The 25973-nt window shown below is 74.1% G+C and carries 24 protein-coding genes and 1 riboswitch; of the genes, 14 read left to right on the top strand and 10 right to left on the bottom strand.

Going from position 1 to position 25973, the window contains the following annotated elements:
* Positions 1 to 23 precede the first annotated feature (23 nt).
* Together ACFYNS_RS03320 and ACFYNS_RS03315 are read right to left on the bottom strand one after the other, a co-directional pair.
* On the bottom strand, positions 24 to 1364 hold the full coding sequence (locus ACFYNS_RS03320; RefSeq protein ID WP_360297583.1) for a hypothetical protein: 1341 nt from the start codon (positions 1362 to 1364) through the stop codon (positions 24 to 26).
* 29 nt (positions 1365 to 1393) lie between these two features.
* Complete coding sequence (locus ACFYNS_RS03315) at positions 1394 to 2491, bottom strand: hypothetical protein (RefSeq protein WP_388600453.1); 1098 nt, start codon at positions 2489 to 2491, stop codon at positions 1394 to 1396.
* A 266-nt stretch (positions 2492 to 2757) separates the two neighbouring features.
* Between ACFYNS_RS03315 and ACFYNS_RS03310 the strand changes: the two genes are divergently transcribed.
* From ACFYNS_RS03310 to ACFYNS_RS03285, 6 genes are all read left to right on the top strand, one after another.
* Complete coding sequence (locus ACFYNS_RS03310) at positions 2758 to 3393, top strand: class I SAM-dependent methyltransferase (RefSeq protein WP_360297588.1); 636 nt, start codon at positions 2758 to 2760, stop codon at positions 3391 to 3393.
* Between the two features lie 65 nt (positions 3394 to 3458).
* Entirely contained in the window at positions 3459 to 4436 is a 978-nt protein-coding gene (locus tag ACFYNS_RS03305; protein WP_388600450.1) for an N-acetylmuramoyl-L-alanine amidase, read from the top strand.
* Positions 4437 to 4558: 122 nt separating this feature from the next.
* Positions 4559 to 5419 (top strand): hypothetical protein, encoded by an 861-nt coding sequence (locus ACFYNS_RS03300; protein WP_388600447.1) that lies wholly within the window; start codon positions 4559 to 4561, stop codon positions 5417 to 5419.
* A gap of 123 nt (positions 5420 to 5542) precedes the next feature.
* Complete coding sequence (locus tag ACFYNS_RS03295) at positions 5543 to 6553, top strand: LLM class F420-dependent oxidoreductase (protein WP_360297597.1); 1011 nt, start codon at positions 5543 to 5545, stop codon at positions 6551 to 6553.
* 210 nt (positions 6554 to 6763) lie between these two features.
* A complete protein-coding gene (locus tag ACFYNS_RS03290; protein WP_360297599.1) occupies positions 6764 to 7804 on the top strand; it encodes an alpha/beta hydrolase-fold protein in 1041 nt (346 codons plus the stop codon).
* Between the two features lie 395 nt (positions 7805 to 8199).
* On the top strand, positions 8200 to 8862 hold the full coding sequence (locus ACFYNS_RS03285) for a TetR/AcrR family transcriptional regulator (protein WP_388600445.1): 663 nt from the start codon (positions 8200 to 8202) through the stop codon (positions 8860 to 8862).
* Positions 8863 to 9010: 148 nt separating this feature from the next.
* Here ACFYNS_RS03285 and ACFYNS_RS03280 read toward each other — a convergent pair whose 3' ends face one another.
* The 3 genes from ACFYNS_RS03280 to ACFYNS_RS03270 all read right to left on the bottom strand — a co-directional run bounded on the left by ACFYNS_RS03280 (position 9011) and on the right by ACFYNS_RS03270 (position 12389).
* Positions 9011 to 10078 (bottom strand): prenyltransferase, encoded by a 1068-nt coding sequence (locus ACFYNS_RS03280; protein WP_388600443.1) that lies wholly within the window; start codon positions 10076 to 10078, stop codon positions 9011 to 9013.
* Positions 10075 to 10890 carry a methyltransferase domain-containing protein gene (locus ACFYNS_RS03275; protein ID WP_360297607.1) on the bottom strand — a complete coding sequence of 272 codons (816 nt, stop codon included), beginning with the start codon at positions 10888 to 10890 and terminating at the stop codon, positions 10075 to 10077. Before ACFYNS_RS03275 ends, ACFYNS_RS03280 begins: the two co-directional genes overlap by 4 nt.
* Before the next feature lie 95 nt (positions 10891 to 10985).
* Positions 10986 to 12389: a glycosyltransferase family 4 protein gene (locus ACFYNS_RS03270; RefSeq protein WP_360297610.1), complete on the bottom strand. Its 1404-nt coding sequence runs from the start codon at positions 12387 to 12389 to the stop codon at positions 10986 to 10988.
* Positions 12390 to 12650: 261 nt separating this feature from the next.
* On the opposite strand from ACFYNS_RS03270, the gene ACFYNS_RS03265 reads away from it, so the two are divergent.
* Positions 12651 to 13304, top strand: coding sequence for a TetR family transcriptional regulator (locus ACFYNS_RS03265; RefSeq protein ID WP_360297612.1), 654 nt, complete (start codon positions 12651 to 12653; stop codon positions 13302 to 13304).
* 51 nt (positions 13305 to 13355) lie between these two features.
* Here the strand turns inward: ACFYNS_RS03265 and ACFYNS_RS03260 are convergent, their stop codons facing one another.
* The 3 genes from ACFYNS_RS03260 to ACFYNS_RS03250 are packed head-to-tail and all read right to left on the bottom strand — an operon-like array spanning position 13356 to position 15816.
* Positions 13356 to 14273 carry a biotin-dependent carboxyltransferase family protein gene (locus ACFYNS_RS03260; protein ID WP_360297615.1) on the bottom strand — a complete coding sequence of 306 codons (918 nt, stop codon included), beginning with the start codon at positions 14271 to 14273 and terminating at the stop codon, positions 13356 to 13358.
* Positions 14270 to 15040, bottom strand: a complete 771-nt coding sequence (locus tag ACFYNS_RS03255) for an allophanate hydrolase subunit 1 (RefSeq protein ID WP_388600440.1) — start codon at positions 15038 to 15040, stop codon at positions 14270 to 14272. The genes ACFYNS_RS03260 and ACFYNS_RS03255 overlap by 4 nt, the downstream gene beginning before the upstream one ends.
* Positions 15037 to 15816: a 5-oxoprolinase subunit PxpA gene (locus ACFYNS_RS03250; protein ID WP_360297621.1), complete on the bottom strand. Its 780-nt coding sequence runs from the start codon at positions 15814 to 15816 to the stop codon at positions 15037 to 15039. Before ACFYNS_RS03250 ends, ACFYNS_RS03255 begins: the two co-directional genes overlap by 4 nt.
* Positions 15817 to 15940: 124 nt before the next feature.
* Here ACFYNS_RS03250 and ACFYNS_RS03245 point away from each other — a divergent pair, with 124 nt between their 5' ends.
* From ACFYNS_RS03245 to ACFYNS_RS03225, 5 genes are all read left to right on the top strand, one after another.
* Positions 15941 to 16651: a GntR family transcriptional regulator gene (locus tag ACFYNS_RS03245; RefSeq protein ID WP_360297624.1), complete on the top strand. Its 711-nt coding sequence runs from the start codon at positions 15941 to 15943 to the stop codon at positions 16649 to 16651.
* 253 nt (positions 16652 to 16904) lie between these two features.
* Positions 16905 to 17657, top strand: coding sequence for a DUF969 domain-containing protein (locus ACFYNS_RS03240; RefSeq protein WP_360297627.1), 753 nt, complete (start codon positions 16905 to 16907; stop codon positions 17655 to 17657).
* On the top strand, positions 17654 to 18622 hold the full coding sequence (locus ACFYNS_RS03235; protein WP_388600438.1) for a DUF979 domain-containing protein: 969 nt from the start codon (positions 17654 to 17656) through the stop codon (positions 18620 to 18622). Before ACFYNS_RS03240 ends, ACFYNS_RS03235 begins: the two co-directional genes overlap by 4 nt.
* A 21-nt stretch (positions 18623 to 18643) precedes the next feature.
* Positions 18644 to 19315, top strand: coding sequence for a pyroglutamyl-peptidase I (gene pcp / locus ACFYNS_RS03230; protein WP_360297632.1), 672 nt, complete (start codon positions 18644 to 18646; stop codon positions 19313 to 19315).
* Positions 19312 to 20415, top strand: coding sequence for a DUF2891 family protein (locus ACFYNS_RS03225; protein WP_388600436.1), 1104 nt, complete (start codon positions 19312 to 19314; stop codon positions 20413 to 20415). Before pcp ends, ACFYNS_RS03225 begins: the two co-directional genes overlap by 4 nt.
* A gap of 284 nt (positions 20416 to 20699) precedes the next feature.
* On the opposite strand, the gene ACFYNS_RS03220 is transcribed toward ACFYNS_RS03225, so the two are convergent.
* On the bottom strand, positions 20700 to 20933 hold the full coding sequence (locus ACFYNS_RS03220) for a ferredoxin (protein ID WP_360301428.1): 234 nt from the start codon (positions 20931 to 20933) through the stop codon (positions 20700 to 20702).
* Positions 20934 to 21128: 195 nt separating this feature from the next.
* Positions 21129 to 22715 carry an aldehyde dehydrogenase gene (locus tag ACFYNS_RS03215; protein WP_388600433.1) on the bottom strand — a complete coding sequence of 529 codons (1587 nt, stop codon included), beginning with the start codon at positions 22713 to 22715 and terminating at the stop codon, positions 21129 to 21131.
* 195 nt (positions 22716 to 22910) lie between these two features.
* On the opposite strand from ACFYNS_RS03215, the gene ACFYNS_RS03210 reads away from it, so the two are divergent.
* Positions 22911 to 23963 carry an MBL fold metallo-hydrolase gene (locus tag ACFYNS_RS03210; RefSeq protein WP_388600430.1) on the top strand — a complete coding sequence of 351 codons (1053 nt, stop codon included), beginning with the start codon at positions 22911 to 22913 and terminating at the stop codon, positions 23961 to 23963.
* 272 nt (positions 23964 to 24235) lie between these two features.
* Positions 24236 to 24375: riboswitch (cobalamin riboswitch) on the top strand.
* 160 nt (positions 24376 to 24535) lie between these two features.
* Entirely contained in the window at positions 24536 to 25858 is a 1323-nt protein-coding gene (locus tag ACFYNS_RS03205) for a prenyltransferase/squalene oxidase repeat-containing protein (protein WP_388600428.1), read from the top strand.
* Positions 25859 to 25973: the final 115 nt, after the last annotated feature.

Genomic DNA, 25973 nt, shown 5'->3' with positions numbered 1-25973 from the left:
GAGGCCGGGCGGGGAGCCGGGGGCTACTTCGGCGGTTCCGGTCCCGTCACCCGCACCGGGCCGCATCCGGCACGCTTCGCCTCGGCCGCGACGTAGTCCGGCAGCAGTTCGACCGTCGGGTCGTCCCCCCTGACGAGCGAATCCTCCCGCTGCACCAGGAAGGCCACCGGACCGGTCTGGCAGGTGGCGACGTAGACGCTCATGTCGCCGAAGACGCTGCCGAACCCGTCGCCGCGGAACCGCGGGTTCCCGCTGTAGCCCAGCGGGACGACGAACGACGCCAGGCGCGGGTCCTCGATCGTGGTGAGCCGGACGCCGTCCAGGTCGAAGTCCCTGCCGTACTCGCACGAGTGGGCGGGCCCCGAGGTGTCGCCGGTGGTCCGCATCGCGCGCGCGTAGTCGCCCTTGCCCGTCAGCCAGGACGGCGCGCGGACGCCTTTCAGTCCGCACAGCCGGTCCTTCGGGTACTCGCCGGGCTGCTGCCGCTCCACGACCCGGGCCAGGTCACCCGGCTCCCGATAGCTGCCCCGGCACTTCTTCCCCGCCAGCACGCCGTTGGCCAGCTCGACCACCGCGTCGGCCAGCGCGGCCCGATAGCGACGCCGCTCGGCCGGATCGTCGTTGTCGGAGGAGCCGAGCCGGCCGGAGGAGAGCGAGACGACGGTCGGCGGCTCGTCCCGCCGTCCGCCCACGCAGGACTCGGGCAGCGCCATCCAGGCCCGCCCGGCGGAGACCATCCCCGGGAGGTCGCCGCCCAGCGGAACCATGGCCGGGGAGAGGAACTCGCGCGTCCACTCGCGGGCACCCCTGCCGTCGAACTGCGCGAGCTGCTCGACCCGAGCCGATATCTCCCACTTGAGCTCGTCGTCCTTCCACCGCTGGAGCCGGCACTCGGTGCTGTACTCACCCAGGCGGCCGGCGCTTCTGAGCGACAGCTCCCGGGTGCGGATGTCCCCGTCGGAGAACAGCCGGTCGACCGTGTCCGCCGAGAGCGCGCCCCAGCACCTCTCCCGGGAGACGAAGGGCAGTTCCCCGGCCTGCCAGGCCAGGCCCCCCGCAGCCAGCAGCGCACCCACGACTGCACCGATCACGGCTGCGCCGGACCTGCCCCGCACCAGGCGCCGCAGCCGCCCCGACGGCCGCGGCGCGGGACGCGGTTCCGCCGTCGCGGCGGACTCGGGGCCCGGCCCGGCGGCGGGCTCGGGCTCAGCGACGGGCTCGGGCTCAGCGGGGTCCGGTTCGGGGTTCGGTTCGGGGTCCCGTCGCGGTTCGGAGTCCTGCCGCGGGGCGGGCCGCTCGGTGTCGGGTGCCGGCTCCGGACCGGACCGGGCGCCCTGCGCGGAGCCCTGCTTCTCCTCGGACATCTGGTCCCTCTCCCTGTGCTGTTCGCCACTCATGAGCCGGGTGCCACCGCGGGGCAGCCGAGGCGGTCGGCGACGGAGTTGGCGGCGGCCGCGAACGCCCGCCGCGGGTCGGGATCGGCGTGTGCCGCCAGGAAGGCGTCCAACTGCAGGAAGAAGACGGTGGGCCGGCCGGCGCAGGTGGCGGTCAGCAGTCCGTGTTCCTCGCCGATCTCGCCCGTGCCGCGCCAGCCCTTGCCCGGGGACCCCTCGTCCGCCAGGCCGGTGAACAGGGCGGTGAGGCGGGGCCGGGAGACCGCCGCGAACAGCGCGGCCCGGACAGGCTTGCGCACGTCCGCGGTGTCGAGCACCGAGCAGGTCTGCAGATCGTCGCGGACGGCACCGACTCCGGCGTCGTAGTGGTCGTCCTTGTCCAGGTCGAACCGGAGCCCGGGGATCCGGCACAGCTCGCCGCCCTGCGCCGTGAGGCCGTCGTCGGCGCCGGCCCGGGCGAGCGGTGAGACGGCCTCGAACGGCTCCTCCGGCGCGCAGCCCGACGTGTCGGCCGCCGTGCCGGCCAGCGACAGCAGCAGGTCGGCGACCTCCTCCTCGCTTCCCATGGAGGCGGTCAGCGGAGAGGTCCTGGCTCCTTCGACGGTCACCGCGGTGGGCAACCCGTCTGCGCTGTCGCACTCCTCGGGGAGCACGAAGACGGCGCGGGCCCTGCCGACCAGGCCGGGCAGGCCGTCCGGCAGCGGCGCCGAGTCCGCGTCCAGGTAGGTCCGCAGCCAGGCGCGCCGCTCCTTCGCACCGCGCGGCACCGTCGCGACCTCGGCCTCGACCCGCTCGTCGTACCCGGCGCCGCTCGTGTCGCGGAGCGTCACCGAGCAGGTGGCGCGCCGCCCCTTCCGGGGCGGCGCCGACTGCTCGCCGCTGCGCTCCTCGTCCTCCGACGTCTCGTCCAGGACGCGGGGAACGCGGTCGCCCTCGCGCGCCTCCCAGGCACCCCAGCAGTAGCTCTGCCGGTCGAAGGGCCAGGTCCCGGTGGCCCAGGTGCTCAGGCCGGCGCCGGCCAGTACGGCGATCCCGAGCAGGAGCGCCAGGCTCCTGCGGCGACGCGCGGCGGGCGCCGCGGCGGATTCCGCGGACATGTCGCTTCCTGTCACTCCACTCCCCCTGTGTGCCGGGACCGGCGCCGCCGCACTCCCGGATCGACAGTCCGTCGAGGCTACCTGTCGCCCGGAGGGGTGACGGCGGTAGGGCAGCATGGCACCGGACGGGCGCACGCCGGGCGTGCGTCCTCGCCGCGCGCGGGCGCACCACGCCCCTGCGCCGGCGAGCACCCCGGTCGCGAGCGAGCACATCTGCGGCACCGGACCAGAGCAGACGACGGCGGACAACAGCAGAGGAACGTGTGATGAGCCCTCAGGTACCCGAGGCTGGCACCCTGGCCGCGTTCGAGGCGGCGAAGGGTTTCATGCCGCTGGACGAAGGGCTCGCGCTGTACGCTGCCGCGGTCGAGGCGGGCACCCTCGGGCTGCCGCTGCTGGAGGTCGGCACGTACTGCGGCCGCTCCACCCTGCTGCTGGCCGACGCCGCGCGGCAGGCGGGCGTGACGGCCGTCACCGTCGACCACCACCGCGGCAGCGAGGAGCAGCAGCCGGGGTGGGAGTACCACGATCCGGAGGTCGTCGATCCGGTCGTCGGCCGGATGGACACGCTGCCCGCCTTCCGCCGCACGCTGCACGCTGCGGGGCTGGAGGAGCACGTCGTGGCGCTGGTGGGCCGCTCGCCCCGGGCAGCCGCCCTGTGGGGCACGCCGCTCGGGCTCGTCTTCGTCGACGGCGGCCACACCGAGGAGCACGCCACCGCGGACTACGAGGGCTGGACGCCGCATCTGGCACCGGGCGGGCTGCTGGTCATCCACGACGTCTTCCCCGACCCGGCCGACGGCGGCCAGGCCCCGCACCACATCCACGAACGGGCCCTGGCCTCGGGCGACTACACCCCCGGGCCCGCCACCGGGTCGCTGCGCGTGCTGCGGCGGAGGTGACGAGGCGGGAGGGGCCTCGGAGTCCGCGCGAGGCAGGCTCTACCATCTACGCCTGTGTCGAATGGATGCGCTTCGTGAGGCGGCGGACAGCCCGGCGGACGACGGCCCTGCTGGTCGCGGGGGTCGTGTGCGCAGGGGCGGCCGGGTGCGGGATGTCCGGCGGCCATGGCGGCGACTCGGGAAGGAGCGGCAAGCCCTCGCGCTCCTCCTCGGCCGGGAAGGGATCCGGGTCCTCGGCCGGGAAGGGATCCGGGAAGACCGCCGGGAAGGGCTCCGGCAAGAAGAGCGGCACGAGCGGCAGCAAGCACGGCGGTGCGGACAGCCGCAGCAAGGACGGCGGACCGCACTCCGGATCGCACCCGCACGGCAAGACCCCGCTGCGCGGCAAGGTGATCGTCATCGACCCCGGTCACAACCCCCACAATCGCGACCAGCCAGGCAAGATTTCCCGCTCCGTCGACATCGGCACGGGAAAGAAGGAATGCGACACCACGGGCACCGCGACCAATTCCGGTTACAGCGAGGCCGAGTTCACTCTCGCTCTCGCGCACCGCGTCCGCACAGAGCTGCGGAAACGGGGAGCGACCGTGAAGTTCACCCATGACGGCGAGGAGCCGTACGGACCGTGCGTCGACGAGCGCGCGGAAAAAGGGAACCGGGCGCACGCCGACGCCGCCGTTTCCCTCCACGCGGACGGCGCCCCCGGCGGCAGCCGCGGTTTCCATGTGATTCTTCCCGCATCCGTGCACCGGGGCGACGCCGACACCCGGGCCATCGCGGGCCCCTCCCGGCGGCTCGGCACCGACCTGCGCGACGCCTTCCGCAAGGCCACCGGCGAACGCCCCGCCAACTACCTCGGGAATGGCGAAGGTCTGGACACCCGGGACGATCTGGGCGGTCTCAACCTCAGCACCGTCCCCAAAGTCTTCCTCGAATGCGGCAACATGCGGGACGCGGCCGACGCCGCACTCCTCACCTCCCCGAAGTGGCGGGAAAAGGCCGCCCGGGGGGTCGCGGACGGAATCTCCGCTTTCCTCACCTGAGGGGTGGGGGAAACGTGGAACCGACAGGCGAACCCCGGGGGTCTACCCGTAGTGTCGTCCGTACGATGGGGTGCTCACCCCCGGCAGACCTCAACCATGACAAGACCGACTAAGGACCCCACGTGAACATCCGCTCGCTCACCCGAGGCGACGGCGCGGTGATAGGAGCAGCGGTGCTGCTGTTCATCGCTTCGTTCCTCGACTTCTTCTCCGCAGACTGCGATGGCTCGTCCTGCCCCGAAATGCCCAACGCCTGGGACACGGACCTTCTCCAGCTCACCCTCCCGTCGATCTTCCTGGCGGGGCTCATCGGCACCGGTCTGCTGGTCGGTGGTCGTTTCCTGCCGGAGGGCCGCAAGTTCGGTGCGGTCTCGCTCCCGCAGGCGGGTGTGACGCTGCTGCTGGTCGCGCTGTGGTCCTCAGTCTGGAAGATGGCTGTCGCACCGGACCAGGCCGACATGGGGGCCGGCGCCATTCTGGCGCTGATCTCGCTGCTGATCGGCGCGGTGATCGCGATGATCACGCCGGTCGTGCCGGCTCTGGCGGCCCCGCTGCTGCCCGCGAACACCGGCGGACCCGCGCCGTACGGCCAGCAGTACCCGCAGCAGGGTGGCGGCTACGGCTACCCGGGCGGCCAGCCGGGTCCCTACGGGCAGCAGCCCGGTCAGGGCCAGCCGCCCTACGGGCAGCAGCCGGGCCAGCCGCAGGGTGCCCAGCCGGGCCAGCCGGGCCCCGGTCAGTCCCTCGGCGGCCCGCAGGGTGCCGCAGCGGGCGCCCCGGACCCGAACTTCCAGCCGTTCTGGTTCGCCGTCCCGATGGCGCGCCCGCTCTTCCCGGAGGACGGCTCGCCGCAGCCGATCGCCGAACTGGCGCCGGGCACCTGGTACCTCGCGGTGGAGCAGCGGGGTCAGGCCCTGATCGCGCAGACACAGGACGGCCGGCGCGGCGTCCTGCAGGACACCTCCAACATCCAGCGCGGCTGAGCCCTCGGCTCCGCGCCGCACCAGCGGCCCCCCGCCCTTCCGGGCGGGGGGCCGCTGCCGTACGCTGCCGGACCAGCGGGCTGACTCGCTGTCAACTTCGGCCGGTGGAAGGGGAGACGGCACATGCGGCTCGGACTGGCGCTCGGCTACTGGGGGCGCGGGCCCGACCCCCGCCATCTCGAACTGGCGCGGCAGGCCGAGGACCTCGGCTACCACTCGGTATGGACGGCCGAGTCCTGGGGATCGGACGCGTTCACCGCACTGACCTGGATCGCCGCGCACACCTCACGGATCCGGCTGGGCACCGCGGTCGCGCAGATGGCGGCCCGCACGCCCACCGCCACCGCGATGCACGCGCTCACCCTCGACCACCTCTCCGGCGGCCGGATGCTGCTGGGGCTGGGGCTGTCGGGCCCGCAGGTGGTGGAGGGCTGGTACGGCCGCCCCTTCCCGGCCTCACCGCTGACCCTGACCCGCGAATACGTGGACGTCGTGCGGCAGGTGCTGCGCCGCGCGGAGCCCGTCCGGCTGGAGGGCCGCTACCACTCCCACCCGTACGCGGGCTCGGACGGCACCGGCACCGGGAAGCCGCTCAAGCCGATCACGCACCCGCTGCGACCGGACCTTCCGGTGCTGCTGGGCGCCGAGGGCCCCAAGAACGTGGCCCAGACCGCCCGGATCGCGGACGGCTGGCTGCCGCTGTACTGGTCGCCCACCCGGGCCGCCGCCTGGGACGACGCACTGGCAGAGGCACCGCCGGGGTTCCTGGTGGCGCCCATGGCGCAGGCGCGGATCTGCGAAGACGTGGCGGAGGGGCTGCTGCCGGTGAAGGCGATGCTCGGCTTCTACGTCGGCGGCATGGGACACGCCCGCCGCAACTTCCACGCCGACCTGATGGCGCGCATGGGCTACGGGGAGGCCGCGGAGCGCATCGGGGCCCTGTTCGCCGCCGGGCGCCGCGAAGAGGCGGTGCAGGCCGTGCCGGACGCCTTCGCGGACGAGATCTCCCTGGTCGGGCCGCGGGAGCGGGTGGCCGAGCGGCTGGAGCTGTGGCGCGCCGGTCCGGTGACCGACCTGCTGGTGACGGCGGCGGACCCGGTGACGCTGCGGGTGCTGGCCGAGTTGAACGCGTAGCGCCTTGAGTCGGGAAACCGGTCCAGGCGTCCCGCGAGGTGGTCGAGGCCTTCGTCGGCGGTCGTCGCAAACCCCCGCTCATGCGGTGGATTCCCGACTCGGGACACCAGGGCCGAATCCGGGGTGTGTCCCCGATGCCGTCGGGGCCGGATTCGGTTCATATTCGGGAGTACGACCGTACTCCCTCCGAGTCCCTTTGAAGGACCTCCTATGGCTCCGCCCACACCCGGCAGTTCCCGACGCCACGTCCTCGCTTCGCTCGCCGCGCTCGGCGTACTGGCCCCCGCCGGTCCGGCCGGCGCCGCCCCCCTGCCCACCGGCGCCGGGCGCCGCGGGCCACAGGTGGTGCACGCGGAGGACGTAGGCGACCGCATCACCGACCTGATGCTCTGCTCCCCGGCCCTCGGCGGAAAGGGAGCCGTCCGGCTGCTCACCCCGAGGGGCTGGCACCGGCGCCGCAACGGGGCACGCTGGCCGACGCTCTACCTGCTGCCCGGGGGTGACGGCGACCATCTGATGTGGACCCGGCATCACGGCATCCACCGGCTGGCCGACCTGCGGGACGCCCTCGTCGTCATGCCCGACATGCCGCTGTACGGCTTCGCCACCGACTGGTGGAACCAGGGCGCCGGCGGCCCGCCCCGGGTGGCCACCTACCACCTCGACGAGGTCATGCCCCTGATGGAACGGCACTTCGGCGCCGGGCCACATCGCGCCGTGGCCGGGGAGTCGCAGGGAGGCTTCGGCGCCCTCTCCTACACCGCCCTCCGGCCGGGCCTGTTCCGCGCCGCAGCCGCCTACAGCGGCTACGTCCACCCGCTCCAGCACCCGCACACGGTCCGGGCCGGGATGACCTACCTCGGCCTCGACTGGCTCGCGCTGTGGGGCCACCCCGTACGGCAGCGCCGGATCTGGGAGGCGCCCGACCCTGTCCGTCTCGCGCACCGGCTCCGCGGCGTCCCCGTCCATCTCTCCTGCGGAGACGGCCGGCTCGGTCCGCTCGACCCGCCGGGGACGGAACCCGACGAGCACGTCCCCGGCCTGGAGGACCCCGAGAACCCGTTCCCGGAGGACGTGTACTCGCCGACCGAGGCGATCATGCGAGAGGAGAACGAGACGCTGGCTGCCCGACTCGGGACGGCGGGCGCCCGGCTGACCACCCGCTTCTACGCAGGTACCCACGACCCCGCCTACTGGTCGCGGGAGTTCCGGGCGTCACTGCCGCTGCTCCTCGCCGCCCTGCACGGCTGACCGGCTCCCTCCCGCACACCGGCGGGCGGGGGCCGGGATCGGCCAGGAGCAATCGCACCAAGGGCCGGAAGGGGAGGGCCGATGGCCGCGCCGGTGCTCTCGAGGAGCCCCGTCCCGCTGGACCCCGGAAGATCACCGATGTCGGGGGCGAGTCAGGGGGTGGGGCACGACGCCGAAGGCCATGCCGAGGGGCGCCACCCGACAAGCCCTACCAGTCCTCCGCCTGGGTTCCGCGGCGCGCGCAGCGCTCTCACCCTCATACAGTGACCGAACGGTCGTCCAGCGAGTAGGCTGCCGTTCCGGCACTGCCCGGCAGACCGGCACTGCCCGGCACCGGAACAGCACTGGACGGCGCTGCACCACACCGGCGCAGCGCGGACGGAGGGCGGAGGAGCGTGGCGGCGACACGGCTCGACGGACGCGTCGAACGCGGCAACCAGACCCGGCGGCTGGTCCTGGACCGCGCCGCGCGGATCGCCTCCGTGGAGGGGCTGGAGGGGCTCTCGCTGGGGCGGCTCGCGAAGGAGCTGGAGCTGAGCAAGAGCGGGGTCTTCACCTTGTTCGGTTCCAAGGAGGAGCTCCAGCTCGCGACCGTGGAGGCCGCACGCACCATCTACACCGACCACGTCGTGCGGCCCGCGCTGGAGGCACCGGCCGGGCTCGCCAGGGTCGTCCGGCTGTGCGACCGCTGGCTCGCCTACTCCGAGGAGCGGGTCTTCCCCGGCGGCTGCTTCTTCTTCTCCGTCGCCGCCGAGTTCGACGCGCGCCGGGGCCGGGTCCACGACAGCATCGTGCAGGCCCGCACCGCCTGGTCCGCGTTCGTCACCCGCACCCTGGAAGAGGCCCTGCACAGCGGCGAGCTGGCACCGGACACGGACATCCCGCAGCTCGCCTTCGAGGTCATGGCGCTGCTGGAGGCCGCCAACGCCGACTCGCTCCTGCACGACGAGGAGCAGCCCGCCGGGGTCGGTCCCTACCGCCGGGCGCGCCGGGCCATCCTCGGCCGGCTCGCCGGTGCCGCCGCGGACCCGTCAGCGCTGCCGGTCGCGGCCGACTGAGCGGCCGCGACCGGACGAACGGCGACAGGCGGCCGGAAGACGGCGGTCAACCGGAAGACGGTGCTCAGCCGGGAATCCGCGGCCGACCGGGTGGACCGGAGCGGCGCGGAGGCGCACCCGCCGAGTGCGGACCGTGGCCCGGCCGCGGTCAGCAGCAGTCAGGTTCCAGCCCCGTCGGCAGTTCGTCGCCGCGGAAGACCTGCACCGTCGCGTCGTCCCCGCCGAGCGCGGCCACGGCCAGCAGCACCGCGCCCGCCGTCCAGGCCGTCCGCTCCTCGGGCCAGATCACCTCGTCGTCGAAGACGTACCCCGTCCAGTACATGCCGTCCTCGGCCCGCAGGTGCTGCATCCAGCGCAGGATGTCCAGGGCATGGTCCGACTCGCCCGTCGCCCACAGCGCCAGGGCCAGCTCCGCGCTCTCCCCGCCGGTCACCCACGGGTTGGGGACCACACAGCGCACGCCCAGTCCCGGCACGACGAAGCGGTCCCAGCCCTCCTCGAGGCGTTCCTTGGCCGCGGGCCCGCGCAGCGCCCCGCCGAGCACCGGGTAGTACCAGTCCATCGAGTAGCGGCTCTTGTCCAGGAACCGCTCCGGGTGGCGGCGGACGGCGTGCCCCAGCCATCCGGCGGCCAGTTCCCAGTCCGGCTGCGGCTCCTCCCGGCGTTCGGCCAGCGCCAGCGCGCACCGCAGGGCCTGGTAGACCGAGGAGGAACCGGTCAGCAGCGCCTCGGCGGTGGCGGTGCCGTCCTCGTCGCGCTTCCAGCCGATCTGGCCGCCCGGCTGCTGGAGGCGCAGCACGAACTCCACGGCGGCCACCACCATGGGCCACATCCGGTCGACGAAGGCGTCGTCGCCGGTGGACAGGTAGTGGTGCCACACGCCGACGGCCGGGTACGCGCAGAAGTTGGTCTCCCGCGTGCGGTCGGTGGGGCGGGCCGCGTCCCCGTCGGCGTAGGCCGCGTACCAGGAGCCGTCCGGCAGTTGGTGGGTGGCCAGCCAGTCGTAGGCGGCCGCGGCGCGCTCGTGCTCCCCGGCGGCGTCCAGCGCCATCGCGGCCTCGACGTGGTCCCACGGGTCGAGGTGGTGGCCGCGGAACCACGGCAGGGCGCCGTCCGCGCGCTGTCCGGCCAGAATGCCCTCGACGGTCGCCCCGGCCTGCTCGGCGGTCAGTACGCCGGGCAGCACCAGCCGCTCGGTCCGCTCCGGGCTGGTCACTTGGCCGCCGCGGCGGACTCGTCCGGCACCTGCCGGCCGGCGGCTGCGCCCGTCGGCTCGCCGGCTCCCGGGAGCCGGGACAGCGGGGGCAGATGAGGTTTGGTGGCGTAGGCGACGAAGCTCTTGCCGATCAGCGGGTCGAGGGCGCGCTCGGCGACGCGGGTGGCCAGCGGGCGCTTCATGATGTCCCACACCAGCAGCTTGTGGTAGGCGCGCACCGGCAGGGCGGCCCGGTCCCCGTCGCGGTCGACGCCGAACGCGCACTTGAGCCACCAGTACGGCGCGTGCAGTCCGTGCGCGTGGTGGGTGCCGTAGGGGCGCAGTCCGGCCTCCCGCAGCCGGGCCAGGAGTTCGGTGGCGCGGTAGATGCGGATGTGGCCGCCCTCGACCTCGTGGTACGCGTCGCTCAGCGCCCAGCACACCTTCTCCGGGCCGTAGCGCGGCACGGTGACGGCGAGCCGGCCGCCGGGCCTGAGCACCCGCACCATCTCGGCCAGGACGCCCTTGTCGTCCGGGATGTGCTCCATGACCTCGGAGATGATGACGACGTCGAAGCTGTCGTCGGGGAAAGGCAGAGCGAGCGCGTCGCCCTCCATCGCGGTCGCCGTCGCGCCCTCGGGCGCCTCACCGGCCTCGGCCATCGCCGCGAACCAGGTGGCGACTTCGCGGATCTCCTCCGCGTTGCGGTCGAGCGCGACCACGCGGGCGCCGCGCCGGTAGCACTCGAAGGCGTGCCGCCCCGCCCCGCAGCCCAGGTCGAGCACACGATCGCCGGGGGCGAGCGGGAATCGGGAGAAGTCCACGGTCAGCACGGAGGATCAGCCTTCCACATCAGCGTCTGGGGGCGGGGGCAGGGTGCGGCGAACAGGGTGCGGGGGCAGGGCGGAGTCCGGGTACGGCTGTCCGCTCACCGGCTCTGGGCGAGGGCGGCGGGCGCCTCCGCGGGCCGATGTACCGCGGGTGGCCGGGTCCGGCTGGACGGCTCCCCCATGGCCGCGCGATAGCACTCCACAGTGCGCAGCGCCGCCTTCTGCCAGGTGAACTTCTCCAGCACGCGCTGCCGTCCGGCCGCTCCGAGCCGGGCCCGCAGCTCCGGATCGCCCAGCAGCCGCACCAGGCCGTCCGCCAGCGCCCCGGCGTCCCCGGGCGGCACCGCCAGGCAGGTCTCGCCGTCCCGCCCGGCCACCTCCGGGATCGCTCCGCCGGTGGTGGCCAGCAGCGGGGTGCCGGTCGCCATGGCCTCGGCCGCGGGCAGCGAGAAACCCTCGTAGAGCGAGGGCACACAGGCGACCTGCGCCGAGCGGACGAGCCCGGCCAGCTCGGCGTCGCTGATGCCCTTGACGAACTCGACGGCCCCGGCGAGCCCGTGGACGGCGATCGCGTCGGCGACCGGCCCCTCCTCGGGGCATTTGCCGACGACGACCAGATGGGCCTCCGGGCACTGTATGCGCGCCTTGGCCAGCGCCTCGATCAGGAACACCAGGCCCTTGAGCGGAACGTCGGCGCTGGAGGTGGTGACGATGCGGCCCGGCACCTCGGGCACCCCCGGGTCGGGGGCGAACAGGCGGGTGTCGGCGCCGATGGGCACCACGTCGATGCGCTCGCGCGCCACCCCGAGATCGTCGGCGATCTCCTGCCGGGAAGAGCCGGAGACGGTGACCACCGAGGGCAGTCTGCGGGCGACGCGGCGCTGCATGCGGGTGAAGCCGTACCAGCGGCGCACCGAGGCGTTCTGCCGCCAGCCGGTGGCCGCCTCCAGCTCCAGGCGACGGTCGACGGTGATCGGATGGTGGATGGTGGTCACCAGCGGTGCGCCCAGCGCGCGGGGGCCGCCGAGCAGGCCGTAGCCGAGCGTCTGGTTGTCGTGGACGACGTCGAACTCGCCGTGCCGTGCGGCCAGGTGGCGGCGGGCGCGGAGCGAGAAGGTGAGCGGCTCGGGGAAGCCCCCGGTCCACATCGTGGCGACCTCCAGCAGGTCCACCCAGTCGCGGTACTCACCCCGGCGGGGGGTGCGGAAGGGGTCGGGCTGGCGGTACAGGTCGAGGCTGGGCAGCTCGGTGAGGGTCAGCCGGCCGGGTGCGGCCGCGGGCCGCTCGTCACCGCGCACGGAGCCGGGCGGCGGTTCGGGCCGGCCGGGATCGTCGAGCACCGGGTAGGGCTGCGCTCCGATGACCTCGACACTGTGGCCGAGGCGGGCGAGCTCCCGGGACAGATGGCGTACGTAGACGCCCTGGCCGCCGCAGAAGGGGTTGCCCTTGTACGTCAGCAGCGCGATGCGCAGCGGGCGGTCGGTTACGGCCTCTGCGCTCACTCGCGGCCCCCTTCGTCACTGCGTTCCGCCGGAGCGTAGCCGCTCGCGCTAACCTAGAACAAGTTTCAGGATTCACTTTCGGGAGGGCCCGGATCCCGTGCGCGTACACCGCGGACCCGTGCCCGGACTCAAGAATTTACCGGCCAGTCACTTCGGGCGAGCCGCCGCGGCAGGTGATTCGCGCCACCTCGGCGGCGCCTGCAAGAATGCACGGCTCCCCACAGGGCTTCAGAACGCCACGGAAACGGGACCAACAACGCGATGCCGACACCGCCGCAGCCCAGACCCAAGCCCCGGAGCGGGGCCGGCGCCCTGCCGGACCTGTCCCCCGCCGCGCCGCTGACCGAGCGCCAGGAGGCGCGCCGCCGCCGCATCCTGCACGCGAGCGCACAGCTCGCCCGCCGCGGCGGGTTCGACGCGGTGCAGATGCGGGAGGTCGCGGAGTCCTCGAACGTGGCGCTCGGCACCCTCTACCGCTATTTCCCCTCCAAGGTGCATCTGCTGGTCGCCACCATGCAGGACCAGTTGCAGCACATGCACGCGACCCTGCACAAGCACCCGCCGGAGGACACCGGGGCAGCGGCCCGGGTGGCCACGACCCTGATGCGCGCCTTCCGCGCCCTGCAGCGGGAGCCCCAACTGGCGGACGCCATGGTGCGGGCCCTCAACTTCGCGGACCGCTCGGTCAGTCCGGAGGTGGACACGGTCTCGCGGCTGACCACGGCGATCATCCTGGACGCGATGGGCCTGCAGGATCCGCCCACCCCCGAGCAGCTCTCGGCGGTGCGGGTGATCGAGCACACCTGGCACTCGGCGCTCATCACCTGGCTCTCGGGCCGGGCCTCGATCGCCCAGGTGAAGATCGACATCGAGACGGTGTGCCGACTGATCGAGGTGACCGCCCCCCGGGACTGACCGGCCCCGCAGCTCCCCGGGACCGGCCCGGCACACGCCGCTGCCCGTACGTCAGCGGGGCGGCGGGACCCCGGCGGATCCGTGGACCGACCCGGAACGCACCGGCGTGAAGCGGACGGCCGTACCGGGCGCGGCCTGCGCCGCGGCGCTGAGCGCCGCCGCCGGGACGACGCCGATGACCGGATAGCCGCCGGTCGTGGGATGGTCGGCGAGGAAGAGCACGGGCCGTCCCTCCGGCGGCACCTGGATCGCGCCCAGCGGCATGCCCTCGCTGGCCAACTCCCCCTCCCTGCGGCGGGCGAGGGCCGGGCCCTCGGTCCGCAGGCCGATCCGGTTGCTGGCCGCCGACACCCGGTAGGTGCCGGTGACCAGCGTGCGCAGCCCCTCGGCGGTGAACCAGTCGTCCCGTGGCCCGTAGCCGACGGGCAGCACCAGTTCGGGCCCCGGGGTCCGCCAGGGCGCCGCGTCCGGAACGGCGCGGCCCCCCGCCGGGGAGGGCGCCGCCCCCAGCGGAAGCACCGCCCCGTCGCTCAGCGGGGCAGGACCGAGCCCGGAGAGCAGATCGGTGGCACGGCTGCCGAGCACCCGGTCGACCTCGACGCCTCCGGCGAAGCCCAGGTAGGAGCGCACTCCGTGGGTGGCGGCGCCCGCCTCCAGGACCGCACCGGCCCGCAGGCGGACCGGCTGCCCCCAGGACGCCGGTCGCCCGTCGACCGTCACCGGGCAGGGCGCCCCGGTGACCACGGCCGTGGTGGGGGCCAGGGCCCGCACCGCGCAGCCGGTCAGGGTGGTCTCCAGCGTCGCGGCGCTCTCCGGGTTGCCGACCAGCAGGTTGGCGAGCCGGTGCGCGGTCAGGTCGAGCGCGCCCGAGCGGGGTACCCCCAGGTGCGCATACCCGGGGCGCCCCAGGTCCTGGACGGTGGTGAGGACTCCGGCCCGTACGGTCTCCAGTCCGCCGTCAGCGGTCACGGCCGCTCCTCTCGGTCCGGAGGGCCGCCCGTGTCCGAGGGCCGGTCTCCGTCCAGGGGGACGAAGCGGACGCGGGTGCCGGGAGCCAGCAGCGCCGCCGGGGTACGGGCGGTGTCCCACAGCACCGTCTCGGGCGCCGTTCCGATCAACTGCCAGCCGCCGGGTGAGGAACGGGGATACACACCGGTGTAGGCACCGGCGAGTCCCACGGCACCGACGGGCACTCTGGTGCGCGGGGTGGCGCGGCGAGGTACGTGGTACGGCTCGGGCAGCCCGGTCAGATAGCCGAAGCCCGGCGCGAACCCGCAGAACGCGACGCGGAACTCGGTGGCCGCGTGCCGCCGGGCCACCTCCTCCGGCGCGACGCCCCACAGCGCGGCGACGTCGGCGAGGTCGGGGCCGTCGTAGCGGACGGGTATCTCGACCACCGCCTCGCTCCCGGCGGTGAGCGGCGGCACCTGCCAGCCGGGGAGTTCCGCGGCCAGCCGGCGGGCCTGCGCGCTGCTGCCGAATTCGTCGAGCAGCACGGTCCTGGCGCCGGGCACGATCTCACCCACGGGCGGCAGGCTGCCGTCGGCCCGGCGGCGCAGCAGTTCGGCGTGGAGGGCCTCCGTCTGCTCGGCGGTGGCGAGCTCCACCAGCAGTCCGCTGCTGCCCACCGGGCGGATCACCGGCGGGGCGGGCACGGCGGCCCGGTCCGCGACGGCGGCCGGGCCGGCTGCGGCAGGCGGGTCGGGGGCGGCGGTCGGGTCGGCCGGGGCGGTCATGCGAAGGCCCGGACCTGGACGCCCGCGGTGGCCAGTTCCGCCCGGATGCGCTCGGCGAGCCGGGCGGCCGCGGGGGTGTCGCCGTGCACGCAGAGCGAGCGGGCCGCGGTGCCGAGGACGGTGCCGTCGGCCGCGGTGATCTCCCCGTCCCGGGCCAGCCGCACCGAGCGCTTGACCACCTGCTCGGGGTCGTGCAGCACCGCGTCCGGTTCGGAGCGCGGCACCAGGGTGCCGTCGGCCCGGTAGGCGCGGTCGGCGAACGCCTCCTCGACGGTGGGCAGTCCGGCCCGCTCCGCGGCGGCCAGCAGCCGGGAGCCGGGCAGCCCCAGTACGGGCAGCGGCCCGCCCGCACCGGTCGCGGCCCCGGACATCCCAACCCCCGCGACGACGGCGGCTGCCTGTTCCGCGTCGTGCACGGCCCGGTTGTAGAGGGCGCCGTGCGGTTTGACGTAGGCGACGGCGGAGCCGGCCGCGCGGGCGAAGACCTCCAGGGCGCCGATCTGGTAGGCGACCTCGGCGGCGAGTTCGGCGGCGGGCACGTCCATCGCCCGGCGTCCGAAGCCGGCCAGGTCGCGGTAGGAGACCTGGGCGCCGATGCGGACGCCGCGCTCGGCGGCCAGCTCGCAGACGCGGCGCATGGTGACGGGGTCGCCGGCGTGGAAGCCGCAGGCGACATTGGCACTGGTGACCGAGGCGAGCAGGGCCTCGTCGTCGGTGAGCTGCCAGCGGCCGAAGCCCTCACCGAGGTCGGCGTTAAGGTCGATCTTCCGGTCCATCGGCAGCAACGTAAGCGATTGTTGAACAATCCGGCAAGAGGTTCGCGGTCTCGCACTCCGCGACACCCCTGTCACCCGCCGCATCCGGGACCGGCCGGCGCCCGTCCACCCGAGGGAGACCACGATGACCGCCGACCCCTCCGCCGCCCTGTCGGCGCTCGCCGCCGACAGGGGGCTGCTCGGCCGCACGAGCACGGCCGAGCGCGTGGCGGCGATCCTGCGCGAACGGATCGCCCAGGGGGCCTTCCCACCCGGCATCCGGCTCTCCGAGGAGCGGATCTGCACCGCGCTGGGCGTCTCGCGCAACACGCTGCGGGAGGCGTTCCGGCTGCTGACCCACGAGCGGCTGCTCGTGCACCGGCTCAACAGGGGCACCTTCGTGCGGGTGCTGAGCGACACCGACATCGAGGACATCTACCGGGTGCGCCACCTGATCGAGTGCGCCGCCGTACGGGGGCTGGGCGCGCCGCCGTACGACGTGTCGGAGGTGCGGGCGGCCGTCTCGGCGGGCGAGCGGGCCGCGGCCGAGGGGCGGTGGCAGGAGTGCTCCACCGCGAACATCCGCTTCCACCAGGCGCTGGCCGGGCTGGCCGGGAGCGCCCGCACCGACGAGATGATGCGCGGCGTACTGGCGGAACTGCGACTCGCCTTCCACATCATGGGCGACCTGCGCCGCTTCCACGACCCGTACCTGACCCGCAACCAGGAGATCGTGCGCGCCCTGGAGGCGGGGGACGCGACGGGCGCCGAGCGGCTGCTGGACACCTACCTGGCGGACTCGCTGCGGCAGCTGCTGGACGCCTACCCCGAAGAGGCGGCGGACGCCGACGCCTGAGGTCCGGCCCGCCTACGACGAACCGGGCCCGCACGTGGCACGCGGACCCGGACACCCCCCAGCCCCCTCGGCCGCGCAGGCGCGGTGCGCGGGCAGCGGCGCGCTTTCCGGCCACCGCTGTCCGCGCACCGAAGGCTCCGGCCGCACAGCAACCGGAGGGTCACGTTCCAGATAAGTGAGGTGCCTCACTCTTGTCGGATCGTTGAACAATCCCCTAGCCTCCCGAGGAATTCGCTCACGGAAGGCGGACGAGATGATCGTTCTCCTCGGCGTCCTCGTAGTGGTCCTCGGCTTCGCGACGCGCCGTAACCCCCTGCTCGTCGTCGGCGTGGCGGGGATCGTCACCGGACTGCTGGGCAAGCTCTCCCCCGTCGAGATCCTTCGGACCTTCGGCGAGAGCTTCGCGTCCAGCCGCTCGGTGACGATCTTCGCCATCACGCTGCCCGTCATCGGCCTGCTGGAGCGCAACGGCCTCCAGCAGCAAGCCCGCACGCTCATCGGCAAACTCGGCACCAACCTCACGACAGGGCGCTTCCTGACCCTGTACCTGCTCCTGCGGCAGCTCACCGCCGCCGTCGGCCTGCAGACCATCGCAGGGCCCGCGCAGAGCGTCCGCCCCATGATCGCGCCGATGGCGGAAGCCGCCACCGAGCGCCGCAACGGCGGACGGCCGCTGCCCGAGAAGGTCCGCGAGAAGGTCCGCTCGCACTCCGCGGGCACCGACACCGTGGGCCTGTTCTTCGGCGAGGACTGCTTCCTGGCCATCGGCTCCATCCTGCTGATCACCGGCCTGGTCAACAGCACCTACGACACGCATCTGGAACCGCTGCACCTCGCCCTGTGGGCGATACCCAGCGCCGCGTGCGCCTTCCTCATCCACGGCGGACGGCTGCTGCGGCTGGACCGCGCGCTGGAGCGTGAACTGGTCACCGCGAACGCACAACTGGCCGTCGAGCGGGCGGACACGCAGGACGGCCGCAGCGAGGAAGACGGGGCTGCCAAGTGATCAAGTCCGAGTGGTTCTTCTGGCTCGTCGGAGCCGTCTTCCTCGCCATGGCGGCGCAGATGGTCTTCGACCGCACCAACCCCAAGCGCCACGGCACCGCGGCGTTCTGGGGCCTGCTGGGCGCCTGCTTCTTCTACAGCACCTGGGTCAACGAGAAGTCCCTGCCCGCCGAACCGCTGGGCGTGGCCGTCCTCGTCCTCATCTGCCTGGGCGGGTTCAACCTCACCGGCAAGGGCAAGCCCGACACCACCGACGAGGGCGAACGCGCCCGGCTGGCCGGACGCTTCGGCAACAAGCTGTTCATCCCGGCGCTGACCATTCCGCTGGTCGCCATGGTCTGCGCCGTCCTCGCCGACAAGTGGCGGATCGGCGGCACCCCGCTGCTGGAAGAGGGCAGCGAGACCATCCTGGGGCTCGGCCTGGGCGCCGTCCTGGCGCTGGGCGTGGGCATGTGGGTGCTGCGCGAACGCCGTCCGAGCGTGCCGCTGCACGCCGGCCGCGGACTGCTGGAGTCGATGGGCTGGGCCCTGCTGCTGCCGCAGCTGCTCGCCGTGCTGGGCGCGATATTCCAGGCCGCGGGCGTCGGCGACCAGGTCGGCAAGGTCACCGAGTCGGTGCTGCCGGACGGGCAGAAGCTGGCCGCCGTCGCGCTGTACTGCGTGGGCATGGCCGTCTTCACCATGATCATGGGCAACGCCTTCGCGGCCTTCCCCGTCATGACCGCCGCCGTCGGCTGGCCGGTGCTGATCGAGCAGATGGACGGCAATCCGGCCGCCGTGCTCGCCGTCGGCATGCTCGCCGGGTTCTGCGGCACGCTGTGCACACCGATGGCGGCCAACTTCAACCTCGTCCCGGCCGCGCTCCTCGAACTCAAGGACCAGTACGGGCCGATCAAGGCCCAGGTGCCGACCGCCGGAGCGATGCTGGCCTGCAACATCCTGATCATCTATCTCTTCGCGTTCTAGGCGCCGGGCGGAGCTGAGCACATGTCATCCACCTCTTCCACCAGGGTCCTGGTCACCGGATTCGCGCCGTTCGACGGCGCGGAGGTCAACCCCTCCTGGCAGGCGGCCCAACTGCTGGCCGCCGGCCCGCCGGACGGAGTCGAGATCACGGCCACCGAACTGAGCTGCGTCTTCGGCACCGCCCTGGAGGAACTGCGCGCCGCGGTGGACGCCGCGGGGCCCGACCTGGAACTGGTGCTCTGCCTCGGCCAGGCCGGCGGGCGGACCGACCTCACCGTCGAACGCGTCGCCGTGAACGTGGACGACGCGCGCATCCCCGACAACGCCGGCCGACAGCCCGTGGACGAACCCGTCATACCCGGCGGCCCCGCCGGATACTTCAGCACCCTGCCGATCAAGGCATGCGTGGCCGCAGCGCGGGCCGCCGGGGTTCCCGCATCGGTCTCCCAGACCGCCGGGACCTTCGTCTGCAACCACGTCTTCTACGGCCTCGCTCATCTGCTCGCGACCGAACGCCCCCACGTGCGGGGCGGCTTCGTACACCTGCCGTTCTCCCCGCAGCAGGTGGCGGACCGCCACCCGGCCCCGCCCTCGCTCTCCGTGGCCGACGCCGTGACCGGGCTGGCCGCGCTGCTCCAGGCGGCCGCCCGCACCACCACCGACCTGCGCGAACCGGGAGGGGCCACACATTGAGCACGTCACCGGATGCGGCAGCGGACCCGGCCCTGCCGGACCACGCGGCGGCGTTCGCCGAAGTGGCACTGGCCAACATCACCCGCGAGTATCCGAACGCGCCCGCTCACCTGTTCGCCGGGCCCGAGGAACTCCTCCCGCCCCGGCTGCTCCATCCCGCCTTCTACGGCGCCTACGACTGGCACTCCTCGGTCCATATGCACTGGCTGCTGCTGCGCCTGCTGCGGACACCGTGGCGGAGTGGCGACCAGAGGCGACGCGCGGCAGTGGTGCGCGCGTTGGACGCTCATCTGACCCCCGACGCGCTCGCGGTGGAGACGTCCTACCTGCGCACCCACCCGTCCTTCGAGCGGCCCTACGGCTGGGCCTGGCTGCTGGCGCTCACGAGTGAGAGCGCCGCAGACACTCCGGAGCACCCGGCCGGTGGGGGAGCAACGCCCCGGGACGAGAGCGGTGCTCCGGCGGCGCGGCGGCGGTGGCGGGCGGCGCTGGCCCCCGCCGCGGAGACCGTCGCCGACCTGGTCCTGGAGTGGCTGCCGAAGGCGACCCGGCCGGTACGGCACGGCACCCACACCAACAGCGCGTTCGCGCTGGGCCTCCTGCTGGACAGTGCCGCACGCGCCGGACAGCCACAGCTCCTGGCGCCCGTCGAGGCGAAGATCCGCGCGTGGTACCTCCCCGACCACGGGGCGGCCACCCGGTGGGAGCCGTCCGGGCAGGACTTCCTCTCCCCGCTGCTCTGCGAGGCGGACGCGGTGCGCCGCGTGCTGCCGGGGGACGAGTTCGCCGCATGGCTGGGGCGTTTCCTGCCCGAGCTGAACCACGCCACCGGGCCGGATTTCCTGCCGCCCCCGCACGTCGCGGACACCGCCGACCCGCAGCTCGGGCACCTGCTCGGGCTCTGCCTCAGCCGGGCCGCCGCACTGCGCGGCATCGCCGCCGCCCTTCCGCCCGGCGACCCGCGGACGGCCGCGCTCACCACGGCGGCCGAGGCCAACCTGGCCGCGGGCCTCCCGGCAGCCGTGTCCGGCGACTTCACCACGGATCACTGGCTCGCGACGTTCGCCGCGCTCGCCCTGGGCAGCGGGATCGCCGACTGACGATGCGGGCCCTCGCGGTCGGGAGTGCCCCCGCGCCCCGAGTCCTCCGCAGCCGGGAGAGGAGCCGCCCGGCTGCGGAGCCGCTCGCGCACGCGGGCCGTTCGGCGGGCATCCGCGCCGTACGCGGGTATCGACACACGCGGGTATCCGTGCAGGGAGATGTCCGCGCCCGGGACCGACGTACACAGGACCCGACGTACGAGCCGACGTACGCGGACGCCGTGCCGGAGACACCGGCACGCGGGGACACCCGCACGCGGGGACGGTGGCACCCCGCCCTCCGGTCAGTCCTCCGGCGGGAAGACCGGCTCGCCCGTCCCGGCCAGGGTGAGGGAGATCGCCTCGACCGGGCAGCCCTCGGCGGCGGCCAGCACCTCCTCGGCCGGTTCCCGGTCGGGGGCGACGGAGCGGGAGCGGCGGGCCGCGTCCAGCCGGAACGCCTCCGGTGCGCTGCTCACGCACATCCCCGACCCGACGCACAGGTCCCGGTCCACCTCGACATGCCAGCGATCGGTCATCGGCCCTCCCCTCCTCGGGTGTTCGCGCGGGCTGCGGCGGGGCGCCGCGCGGGCTTCGCGGGTGTGCACGGACTCTGCGGGGTCGGCGTGCCCGCCGGAGGCCGGGCTCTACGGGTTCCGCGGGTTCCGCGGGTTCCGCGGGTTCCCGCGGGTTCCGCGGGTCCGCGGGTCCGCGGGTCCGCGGGCCCGCTCGGGTCATCCCTCCGCGGGCAGGTGGATCATCTTCTGCTCCAGGTACTCGGCGTACCCCTCGGGGCCGAACTCGCGTCCGATACCGGAGTTCTTGTAGCCGCCGAACGGGCCGAGCATGTCGAGGCTGAAGGTGTTGACGGAGTAGGTACCGGTACGCACCCGGCGTGCGATGTCGATCCCGTGCTCCGTGTCGGCGGTCCACACGCTGCCGGAGAGGCCGTAGTCGGAGTCGTCGGCGATGCGGACCGCTTCGGCCTCGTCCTCGTAGGGCAGCAGGCAGACCACGGGGCCGAAGATCTCCTCGCGGGCGATCCGCATCGCGTTGTCGACGTCGCCGAAGAGGGTGGGTTCGACGTACCAGCCGGTGGGCATGCCCGCGGGACGCCCACCGCCCGCCAGGACGGTGGCGCCCTCCCGGCGGCCGAGGGCGATGTAGTCGAGGGAGCGGCGGCGCTGGCGTTCGGCGACCAGCGGGCCGACCTCGGTCGCCGGGTCCAGCGGATCACCCACGGTCAGCGCCTCGGCGGCGGCCGTGAAGCGCTCGGCGATCTCGTCGTAGCGGCTGCGGGGTGCGAGGACGCGGGTCTGGGCCACGCACGCCTGGCCGTTGATCATCCAGGCGAACGGGGTGATGCCCGCGACCGCCGCGTCCAGGTCGGCGTCGGGCAGGATGATGGCGGCCGACTTGCCGCCCAACTCCAGTGTGATCCGGGTCAGATGGCGGGAGGCGACTTCCATGACCCGCTTTCCGGCGGCCACCGAGCCGGTGAAGGACACCTTGTCCACACCCGGGTGCCCCACGAGGTACTCGCTCACCTCGCGGTCCGCCGGGAGGATCGACAGCACGCCCGAGGGCAGCCCGGCCTCGTCCACGATCCGGGCGAGCAGGTAGGCGTCCAGCGGCGTCTCCGGCGAGACCTTCAGCACCGCCGAGCAGCCGGCCAGCAGCGCGGGGGCCAGCTTCGCGGCGGCGGTGAACTGGGGCACGTTCCACGGGACCACGGCCGCCACCACCCCCACCGGCTCCCGGCGGACGAGCAGCGGCCCCAGCGCCCCGGCCCGCCGCTCCTCGTACGGGAAGTCGGCCGCGATCTTCAGCGCGGAGTCCCACACCATCATCGCGGCCAGCGACTGGACCAGCAGCCCCGAGGTACGGGGGCTGCCGTTCTGGGCGCTGACGAGGTCGGCGATCTCCTCGCTGCGGGCGGCGAACCCGTCCCGGATCCGGCCGACGGCCGCGATCCGCTCGGCCAACGGCAGCCCGGCCCACACCCCGGAGTCGAAGGACTCGCGCGCGGCCCGTACCGCGCGGTCGACATCCTCGCGTGCGGCGGCCGGCACGCGGCCGATGGGCCGCTCGGTGTGCGGCGAGACCACCTCGATCGTCCCCGCGCCCGCCGGGTCGGTGAAGGCGCCGCCGAGGTAGAGCTGCCGGTGCTCGGTGTACGCGAGGCCGGCACTCCCGCCGGGGCCGGGACTCCCGCCGGGGCCGGGACTCCCGCCGGGGCCGGGATTCCCGCCGAGGCCGCCGGGGTGTTCGGGGCCATGGGGGTTGTCGGGGCCTTCGGGGCCGCCGGGGTTGTCCGTCATGACCGTGCCCTCCCTCCTCCGGCCACCCTCCGGTGGCCGTGGCGCGCGTACCGGGGCACCCGGCGTCCACGTGTGACGCCCGACACCTTGCTGACAGCGCATCAGAACTAGTACCAGTTCTAGTTCCAGGGAACAATGCCTCTGCCGTCCCGCCAACCGTCCCGCTCGCGCACACCATCGGGGGAGCTGCCGTCCATGACGAACGAGCCGCAGGTCACGGAGCACGGAGGCGGGATATGGAGCATCCCGGTACCCATTCCGGACAACCCTCTGGGCCACACCCTCGTCCACGTGATCGAGACGGACGCCGGTCCCGTACTGATCGACACCGGCTGGGACGACCCGTCCTCCTGGCGAGCGCTCCGGGACGGCCTCGCCGCGTGCGGCACCTCGGTGGACGCGCTGCACGGAGTACTCGTCACCCACCACCACCCCGACCACCACGGCCTGTCCGAACGGGTACGGGAGGAGTCGGGGGCCTGGATCGCGCTGCACGAGGCGGACGCCGCCGTCGTCCGCCGGACCCGCGAGGTGGACCCGAGCCGGTGGCTGGGCTATCTCGTCGAGAAGCTCGCGGCTGCCGGCGCCCCCGACACCCATACGGCGCCGCTGCGCGCGGCCCTGGCGGAGGGCCGGGCCGGGCGGCCGCCGGGGAGGCGGGCCGCGCTGCCCGACCGGGGGATCGAGCCGAACGCACTGGTCGACCTGCCGGGCCGGCGGCTGCGCGCGGTCTGGACCCCGGGGCACACGCCCGGACATGTGTGCCTGCACCTGGAGGAGCGGCACCCGGGACGGGCGGGACCGGGCGGGCGGCTCTTCTCCGGAGACCATCTGCTGCCGACGATCAGCCCGCACATCGGCCTCTACGAGGAACCGGACGACGACGGGAGCAGCGACCCGCTCGGCGACTACCTCGACTCCCTGGATCGGATAGCCGGCCTGCGGCCCGCCGAGGTGCTGCCCGCGCACCAGTACGCGTTCTCGGACGCGCAGGCCCGTGTCGACGCGCTCACCGCTCACCACGCGGAGCGCCTCTCGGATCTGCGAGCACTGCTCACGCAGCGGGACCTCACCCCCTGGCAACTCGCCGAGTCCATGCGCTGGAACCGCCCTTGGGAGGAGATCCCGTTCGGCTCCCGCACCATCGCCGTCGCCGAGGCCGAGGCCCATCTGCGCCGACTGGTCAAGCTCGGCCACGCGGAGGCCGTCCCCGGCAGCCACCCCGTCGCCTACCGGGCCACCGGCTGACCCGGCGGCCCCGTCACCGGCTGCCCCACGGCCTCGCCACCGACCGTGCCGGCGGCCGACATCGCCGGGCGTCCTGGAAACCCCGTCACCGGGTCGGCGCCACGGGGCCGCGGCCCGCCGCCCACGCCCGCGGACCGGGCCGACCGCCCTGCCCGCACGGCCCGCGGACCGGGCCGACCACCGTGCCCGCACAGCCCGCGGACCGGGCCGACCCGACAGCCGCGCGAGCCACCCGGCTACAGTGGCCGACAGCCAGACAACGCCTCCGCCCGGGGGAAGCCGGTGCGAATCCGGCGCTGACCCGCAACCGTGAGCGGTCCGCCACACCGTCGCGTACGTCCGACACAGATCGCCTCCCGCGATCCGAACGGCGTGCGCCGCGCGGCACGGCCGACCGCGAGCCGGAGCGCCCGTGCGGAGGCGGGCTCCTGTGGCCGCCCAGGCCACCGGCCCGTCGAGGTATACGGAGCCGAGCCCGGTGCACCGTGGTGCGGGCCGCGCAGTCGCGCGTCCGTCCGGCGGGGCGGCCGTGCCCGGCTGCGGTCCGCTCCCGTCATCGAAAGGCATTCGCAATGTCACCGCGCCGCCGCCGCGCCACGGTCCTCGCCGCCGCCACCGTGCTGAGCGCGGCCGCCGCACCCGTGGCATCCGCCGCCGCACCGGCCACATCCGCCGCGGTATCCCCGGCCCGGACCACGGCGTCCGAGCTGCCGGACGGGCTCTACGGAACGGCCGATCCCAAGTACGACGGAGTGTGGCGGCAGTCGATGGCGCTGCTCGCGCTGGACGGCGCGAAAGCCGTCCCCGCGCGGAAGGCCGTGGACTGGCTCACCGGCCAGCAGTGCGCCGACGGCTCGTTCGCCGCGTACCGCGCCGAACCCGGCAAGAAGTGCGACCCGGACGACACTCCGGCGAACATCAACGCGACCGCGCTGGCCGTCCAGGCGCTCGCCGCCGTGGGCGGCCGGAGCGACGCGGTGCGCGAAGGGCTGGAGTGGCTGGTCTCGGTCCAGAACGGGGACGGCGGCTGGGGCTTCGCGCCGCACGCCGACTCGGACGCCAACTCCACCTCGCTGGTCATCGGCGCGCTGCACGCCACGGGCCGGAACCCCGCCAAGACCACGGCAGAGGGCGGGGACTCGCCATACGACGCGCTGCTGTCCTTCCAGCTCACCTGCGGCTCGAAGGGAGTCGAGGACGCCCCGGGCGCGCAGGGCGCGTTCGCCTACCAGCCGGACAAGAAGGGCAGGCTCGCACCGAACAACGACGCCACAGCGGCCGCCGTCCTGGCCGCGCTGGGCGAGGGCGCGCTGCCCGAACCACCGGCCGAGGACGCCGAGAACACCCCGGTCACCCCGCTGAAGTGCGCTTCGGGCGCGGACCAGGAGAGCGGGAAGAGCGTCCCGGGCGGCCGCAAGGCTGCCGCGGGCGCGGGTGCCGCGCACCTGGCGGCGACGCTGAAGGAGAACGGCGGTCACTTCACCTCGGTGGCCCCGGGCTCCTCGGACGAGCAGCCCGACTACGCGAACACCGCGGACGCCGTCGTCGCGCTGGCCGCGGGCGGACACCGTGATGCTGCCGCCTCCTCGCTGTCCTGGCTGGCCGACAACCTCGGCAAGTGGGACAAGGCGCGGAAGGACCCGGCCGCCATCAGTTCCCTGATGCTGGCCTCCCGCGCCACGGGCGGCGACCCCACCGAGCTCGGTGGCACCGATCTCCTCGCCCGTCTCAACCGCACCGGCCCGAAGCCCGCCAAGATGCCCGAGGACGACGCCGCCGCGAAGAAGAACTCCGGCGCCACCATCCCCATCTGGGCCTTCGTCCTGATCGGCCTCGCCGTCGGCGCCGGATTCGGCATCCTGCTCAGCGGCCGCCGCAAGAGGCAGCAGCCGTGAGGGCCCGCATCGCCGCCGGGCGCGGCGGACCCGGCACGGTCGGCCGGAGCGGCAACGGGACCGGAACGGCCGGAGGAGCCGGCCACGGGCCGGGGACCGCCCCGCACGACGGGAC

This window comes from Streptomyces sp. NPDC006925, assembly GCF_042869575.1.
In the GTDB taxonomy this organism is placed as follows: domain Bacteria; phylum Actinomycetota; class Actinomycetes; order Streptomycetales; family Streptomycetaceae; genus Streptomyces.
This window is presented reverse-complemented; position numbering and strand designations above follow the sequence as displayed.